The sequence below is a fragment of the Actinomycetospora sp. genome (genome assembly GCF_055612215.1).
Map to the genome: position 1 here is coordinate 1 of NZ_JBVPVA010000951.1, position 6,305 is coordinate 6,305.

Annotated in this window: 4 protein-coding genes and 1 pseudogene; 3 read left to right on the plus strand and 2 right to left on the minus strand. The window is 76.3% G+C overall.

The window, feature by feature from the left end; genetic code table 11:
- Positions 1-31: 31 nt before the first annotated feature.
- Positions 32-835, minus strand: coding sequence for a BglII/BstYI family type II restriction endonuclease (locus AC0CYZ_RS25870; RefSeq protein ID WP_472220686.1), 804 nt, complete (start codon positions 833-835; stop codon positions 32-34).
- Between the two features lie 119 nt (positions 836-954).
- Between AC0CYZ_RS25870 and AC0CYZ_RS25875 the strand changes: the two genes are divergently transcribed.
- Both AC0CYZ_RS25875 and AC0CYZ_RS25880 read left to right on the plus strand, forming a co-directional pair.
- The gene (locus AC0CYZ_RS25875; protein ID WP_472220688.1) at positions 955-2,523 is read left to right on the plus strand and encodes a glycosyltransferase family 39 protein; all 1,569 of its coding nucleotides are present in this window, start codon (positions 955-957) and stop codon (positions 2,521-2,523) included.
- 51 nt (positions 2,524-2,574) lie between these two features.
- Entirely contained in the window at positions 2,575-4,098 is a 1,524-nt protein-coding gene (locus tag AC0CYZ_RS25880; RefSeq protein ID WP_472220690.1) for an alpha/beta hydrolase, read from the plus strand.
- Positions 4,099-4,177: 79 nt separating this feature from the next.
- Here the strand turns inward: AC0CYZ_RS25880 and AC0CYZ_RS25885 are convergent.
- A pseudogene (locus AC0CYZ_RS25885) lies at positions 4,178-5,662 on the minus strand (FAD-dependent oxidoreductase); the annotation flags it as partial.
- 41 nt (positions 5,663-5,703) lie between these two features.
- Between AC0CYZ_RS25885 and AC0CYZ_RS25890 the strand changes: the two are divergent.
- The coding region (locus tag AC0CYZ_RS25890) for a TetR family transcriptional regulator (protein WP_472220692.1) at positions 5,704-6,305 on the plus strand (602 nt) is incomplete at its 3' end.

Consider the following 6,305-nt stretch of genomic DNA (forward strand, 5'->3'; position numbering starts at 1 on the left):
GTGGCGGCGCGGCGCGGCGCCCCGCCGGTGCTCACCCGGACCACCCGTCGAGGACCGGCTGCTCCGTGGCGGGCCACCCGGCCGGCAGCCCCGGGAGCACCCCGCCGTCCTCGCCGGCGTCGGGGACCCAGCAGCGGGCGCTCACCGCGACGGCGAGCAGCGGGCAGCCGCCGGCGTCGCCCCGGGTCATCCGCGACTCGAGCTTGCCCAGGTGCGTCGTCGTCGACGTCGAGAACCGGCTGCGCACCTGCTCGTCGGACTGGCCCGCGCCGCGGGAGAGGCGGCGGGCGAGGTTCCGGACGTCGTCGTGGGTCCGCGTCAGCAGCACGGCGCCGTCGATCAGACCCGCGTCGTGGAGGCTGCGGTAGGCGCCGATGTCGCGGTCGAGGTTGCCGTCCTTCGCGTTCCACTCCACGTCGAGCGCGACTCGGCCCTTGACGTTGTCGACCTTGTAGCCCTCGTTGTGCACCTCGTCACACCGTTCGACGACGTCGCGTTCCCCGGCCGGGGCCCAGGGCTGGACCTGGAGCACCGAGCGCACGACGGTGTCGACCCGGCCCTCCCGCCAGCCCCGACCCCGGAAGTCGGCGTTGAGGCGCTGCGCGAGCCGGGACTCGTTGCCGCCGGCCTCGATGAGGTCCGCGGTGTGCAGGACGAACGCGTCGAGCACCGCACAGAGCTCGGTGAACTCCTCGGGCGCGGTCGCGGCGAGCACGGCGGCGGCGTTGCGGGTCTCGCGCAGCTCGAACCGTGCGGTGAGCGCCGCGAGCCGCGCGAGCGGCACGCCGGCCGGGTCGGCGTCGCGGGCCCGCGACCAGCTGTCGGTGAGCTCCATCGCCGCGCAGTCTCGCAGGAGGACGACGACGTACCCCCGCGCACGCCCACGTCGTACGGTGCGGTTTCCTGGACCCACCGGACACGCGGGGCCGGCACACCGGAGAGGGGACGGGGCGGATGACGACCACGCCGGCCCGCGGCCTCCCCGCCGCCGCTCCGGCCACGGCACCACCCCCCGACGCGGCGCCGGTACCGGACCGACCCGCCGTCGCGTGGTGGCCGGTCCTGGGCGTCGCGGCCGGACTCGCCGTCGTGCTCGGTGCGGTGTCCTCGCGCTACGGCTACTTCGGCGACGAGTACTACTTCCTCTCCGCCGGTGCCCGCCCGGCGGCCGGCTACGCCGACCAGCCGCCGATGCTCCCCCTGCTCGCGGCCGCCCTGCAGTACCTCGCGCCCGGGAACCTCGTCGTCCTGCGGCTGCCGGCGACGCTGCTCACCGCGGTCGGGGTCGTCGTCGCGGCCCTGATCGCCGCCGAGCTCGGGGGCGGGCGCCGCGCGCAGGTGATCGCCGCCGTCGCGACGGCGACCAGCCCGTACCTGCTCGCCACCGGCCACCTGCTCGCGACGTCGACCGTCGACCCGCTGTGCTGGTCGGTCGTGCTGCTGCTGCTCGTGCGCTGGCTGCGTCTCGAGGCCCACCCCGACGCGCGCGGGGCGCCGACCCGGGACCGGCTGCTGCTCGTCCTCGGCGTCGTCCTCGCCGTGGCGCTCTTCGACAAGATCCTGGTCCCCGTGCTGCTCGCGGCCGTGGCGGTCGGGGTGTGGGTCGCCGGGCCGCGCCGGCTGCTGGGCCGCCCGCTGCTGTGGGTGGGCCTGGGGATCGCGGCGCTCTCGACGGTGCCCACGCTCGTGTGGCAGGCCCAGCACGGCTGGCCGCAGCTGCGGATGGGCTCGGTGGTGGCGGGGGAGTCGTCGCTGTTCGGCAACCGCTGGGAGTTCCTGCCGCGGGCGCTCTACTACGCGGGAGTGCTGCCCGGGGCGGTGCTCGTCGTGCTGGGGTTCTGGGCGTTGCTGCGCAGCGAGCGGATGCGTCCGTGGCGCTCGCTGGGCATCGCGTGCGTCCTCGTGACGCTGGTGCTCCTCGCCGCCGGCGGCCGCCCGTACTACCTCTCCGGGCTCTACGCCCTGGTGCTCGCGGCCGGCTCGGTCGCGGCGGGCACGCTGTCCGGCGGCCCGCACCGGTGGTGGCGCTGGACGCTGCGCCCGACGGTGGTGGCCCTCGGCGCGGTGCTCGCCCTGCTGTGGGTGCTGCCGGTGGGCCCGGCGTCGTGGCGGGCACCGACCGAGTTCGAGACGATGGGCCAGGTCGGCTGGCCGGAGTTCACCGAGTCGGTGGCGCGGGCCTACCGGGCGGTGCCGGCGCCGCAGCGCGAGCACACCGTCGTCGTCGCCTACTCGTACTGGTACGCCTCGGCGCTCGAGCACGAGGGCCCGGCCCACGGCCTGCCGATGCCGATCTACTCCACGCACCGCGGCTTCGGGTACTTCGACGTGCCGCCCGGCTCGGACGACGCGCTGCTGGTCGGCGAGGTGAAGTGGGCGCCGCGGTTCTGTGCGCGGCTGGTCGTGCTGCCGCGCTCGCCGTTCTCGGCGGTCGCCCCGGTCAACAGCGACGTGCCGATGGCGCTGTGCACGCCGCGCGCGCCGTGGGCGCAGGCGTGGCCGTCGTTGCGGAACCTGGCGTAGGTAGGTGCGCTGCGCGCTCGTGAGCACTTTCCCGTGTCATAGGGCGGATTAGTGCGCACGAGCGCGAAGCGCACCTGCGTGGTGCTCCTGATGCTGCTGCTGCTCGCGGCGTGCGCCGGGCCGGGTCCCTACGGTGCCGGGGCGGCGGCCGCGGGTGACCCGCCGTCGTCGAGCCGGCTGGGCACGAACGGGGCACCGGTGCCGCACATCGACTGGCGCCCGTGCGGCGTCGGGCAGTGCGCGACCGTCCCGGTGCCGCTGGACTACCGGAACCCGACCGGGCCCACCATCGCCCTCGGCATGGTCCACCTGCCCGCGCTGGACCCCGCTCACCGGATCGGCACGCTCGCGGTCAACTACGGCGGGCCGGGGACGCCCGGCACGTCGAGCCTGCGCCGGCTGGCGTCCCGGTTCGACGGGGTCCGCGCCCGGATGGACCTCCTCGCCGTCGATCCCCGGGGCGTCGGGCAGAGCACCCCAGTCCGCTGCGGCGCGTTCGACGGGCAGCCGGTGCAACCGGCCGGGTCCCCGCTCGCCGACCCCACCGGGTTCTGGACGTCGGCCCGCGCGGCCGGACAGGCGTGCGCGGCGGCGTCGGGGGACCTGCTTCGCCACGTCTCCACCGCGAACGCCGCCCGCGACCTCGACCTGGTCCGCCAGGGGCTCGGGGAGTCCGAGATCAGCGTCTACGGCTACTCGTACGGGACCGTGCTCGGCGCGACCTACGCGAACCTCTTCGGCGACCACCTGCGCGCCCTCGTCGTCGACGGCACCCTCGACCTCGCCGCCAACGCCGGGGCCGGCGACCCCGCGCGCCCGGTCGACGTCCGCGCCGGGGTGGCCGCGGCGCGGGAGGCGTCGGTGCAGTCGTTCCTGGGCGCGTGCTCGGCCGCCGGACCGGCCCGCTGCGCGCTCGCCGCCCCGCCCGGCGCCGACCCGCGCACCCGGGTCGACGCGGCCACGGCGGCCGCCACCCGCGCAGGCGGGTCCGCCGAGCTCGCCGACCGGGTCGCGACGGCGCTGGAGTCGGGTGGGCGCCTCGCCCCGCTCGCCCGGACACTCGCGGCCCGCGCGCCCGCCGGGACACCGTCCGGTCCGGTGGTGCCCGACCCCGCGGCCGGCGCCCCCGGCCACTCGACGGCGTTCCTCGCGATCCAGTGCACGGACGTCGTGACCCCCACGGCCGCGCAGGTCACCGCGCTGCTGCCCGGCGAGCAGGCCGCGCACCCGCTGTTCGGGGTGCCGGCGGCGCTGAACACCGCGGCGTGCGTGGACTGGCCCGCGATCGACCCCGACCGCTACCTCGGCCCCTGGAACGCGCCGCTGCACGCCCCTGCCCTCGTCATCAACGCCCGCGAGGACCCGGACACCCCGCTCGCCAACGCGCGCGCCACCGCCGCCGAGCTCTCCGCGGCGCGGGTGCTCGTCGTCGACGGGTTCGGCCATACCACGCTCGACCTGCCCAGCCGGTGCGCGCAGGACGCCGCCGCGGCCTACCTGCTCGACCCGGCCCGACCGCCCGCGGAGGGCACGGTGTGCCCGCCCGACCCCGGCGCGGTGGCCTTCGCGGGCTGACGGTCGGGAGCCCGCGAGCGAGCGGCACGCTCACACGCGTCGACGCAGCGAGCGTGCCGTTCGCTCGGAGGACGGGTGCTCAGACCGTCGCCGGCATCTGCGAGCGCGACCACACGAACCCGTCGGGACGGATCACGACGAGCTCGCCGGCGGTCGCCGCGTACGCCTCGCGCAGCGTCCCGTCGGCGGCCACCGCGTCGGCGTCGAGCACCTGCACCGGGCCGGGGACGTCGGGTGCGGGCGCCGTCCCGCCGAACGCGAGCGCCGTCCACTCGGCCGCACGCCGCACCGCGAACAGGTCGGTCGCCACGCCGTCGACGACCAGCGGCGCGTCCGGCGCGCGGTCTCCCGGCCGCGGGCCGGTCCCGGCGTCGGCAACCGCGGCGAGCGGGCCGCCCCGGTAGGTGGTCCCGAAGCCCAGGCTGTCGCGGATCTGGTCGGGGGTGCGCGCCCAGAACTGCCGGCCCGTCAGCTCGCCCGAGAGGCCCAGCACGCCGGCGGCGACCGGGAGCCGCTCGGCGGTGTAGGAGTCGAGCAGCGACTCGTCGGCCCGCCCGGCGACCACCGCCGCCAGCTTCCAGCCCAGGTTCACCGCGTCGCTGATCCCGGTGTTCATCCCCTGCCCGCCCGCGGGCGAGTGCACGTGCGCGGCGTCCCCGGCGAGGAACACCCGCCCGACGCGGTAGTCGTCGACCATCCGGACGTTGAGCCGCCAGTCGCCGACCGTCTCGACCCGCCGCACGCGGATTCGCGGGCCGAGGGCCTCGACGAGCTCCCGCAGCACCGGTTCGCTCGCCCGGACCGCGGGGTCGTCGTGGGCGATCTGCACCTGCCAGGTCGGGGTCGCGGGCAGCGGGCAGATCGCGAAGAACGAGGCACCGCCGCCCAGGAACGATCCCGGTCGCTCCGCCCGCCCCCGAACGAGCGGCCCGGCCGCGGACCACATGTGCCAGTGGTCGCGGTCGAGCCCGTCGAGCTCGACGTCGCCGAGCATCAGCCGCACCTCCTCGTGCGTCTCGCCGAGGAACCCGATCCCCAGCTCGCGGCGCACGGTGCTCGACCCGCCGTCGGCCCCCACCACCCACGACGCGGCCAGCTCCTCGCCGTCCGCCAGGGCGAGCCGCACCCCGTCGTCGTCCTGGGAGAGCGAGGCGACGCGGCGCCCGTACTCGACCTCGACACCCTCCTCGGCGAGCCGCTCGCGCAGCACCTGCTCGGTGCGCCACTGCGGGAGGAGCAGCGAGCGCGCCCAGGGCGTCGTGGCGTCCGGCTCGGCCGGGTTCAGGACGACGTCGTGCACCGACCCGTCCGGCTCGTGGCGCCGGATCGGCAGCCCGAACACCCCGAGCGAGACCAGCCGGTCGGCCACGCCCATCGCGTCGAGCAGCTCCAGCGTCCGCGGCTGCATGCCCTTGCCGCGCGACCCGCGGTGCGGTCCCGACGCCGCGTCGACCACCCGGACCCGCACCCCGCGCCGGGCCAGCTCGACGGCCGCCGTCAGCCCCGTCGGGCCGCCACCCACCACCACCACGTCGTCCATTGTCATGACACTACGCCTCAAGTGAGACTGAGTGTCAAAAGATTTCCCGTGCCAGAATCAGCCGCATGGGGCTGCGGGAGCGGAAGAAGGAGCGCACGCGCGCCGAGCTGCAGCGCCACGCCCTGCGCCTGTTCCGCGACCGCGGCTACGCGGAGACGACGGTGGACGACATCGCAGCGGCCGCCGAGGTCAGTCGCAGCACGTTCTTCCGGTACTTCCCCGCGAAGGAGGACGTCGTCCTGTTCGACGACGTCGACCCGGTGATGGAGCGGGTGATGCAGGCGCTGCCCGACGGGACGCCGCTGCTGGCGGCGGTGCGGACCGTCCTGCGCGAGTCGTTCGGCTCCCTCGACGACGAGGCCCGCGCGCTGGAGGAGGTGCGCATGCAGCTCGCCCGCTCCGTCCCGCAGATCGCCGCGGTGCTGCGCGAGCGCAACGCGTTCGGCGTCGGGACCGCGGCCCGGATGGTCGCCGCGTGCACCGGCCGCCGGCCCGACGACCGCGACGTGCTGCTCTTCGCCGGCGTCGTCATCGGTGCGCGGCTCGCGGCCCAGGCGAGCATGGACTCGGGCCGGGGGACCAGCTACGTCGACGAGCTCGACGCGATGTTCACCCGCCTCGCCGACGGTGTCCCGCTGGCCGACGAGCCGATCACCGTGCCGGCCGG

Bases quoted from the DNA above. Each gene is read 5' to 3' on its own strand.
- AC0CYZ_RS25870 (WP_472220686.1), bottom strand. From the start codon at position 835: ATGGAGCTCACCGACAGCTGGTCGCGGGCCCGCGACGCCGACCCGGCC.
- AC0CYZ_RS25875 (WP_472220688.1), top strand. From the start codon at position 955: ATGACGACCACGCCGGCCCGCGGCCTCCCCGCCGCCGCTCCGGCCACG.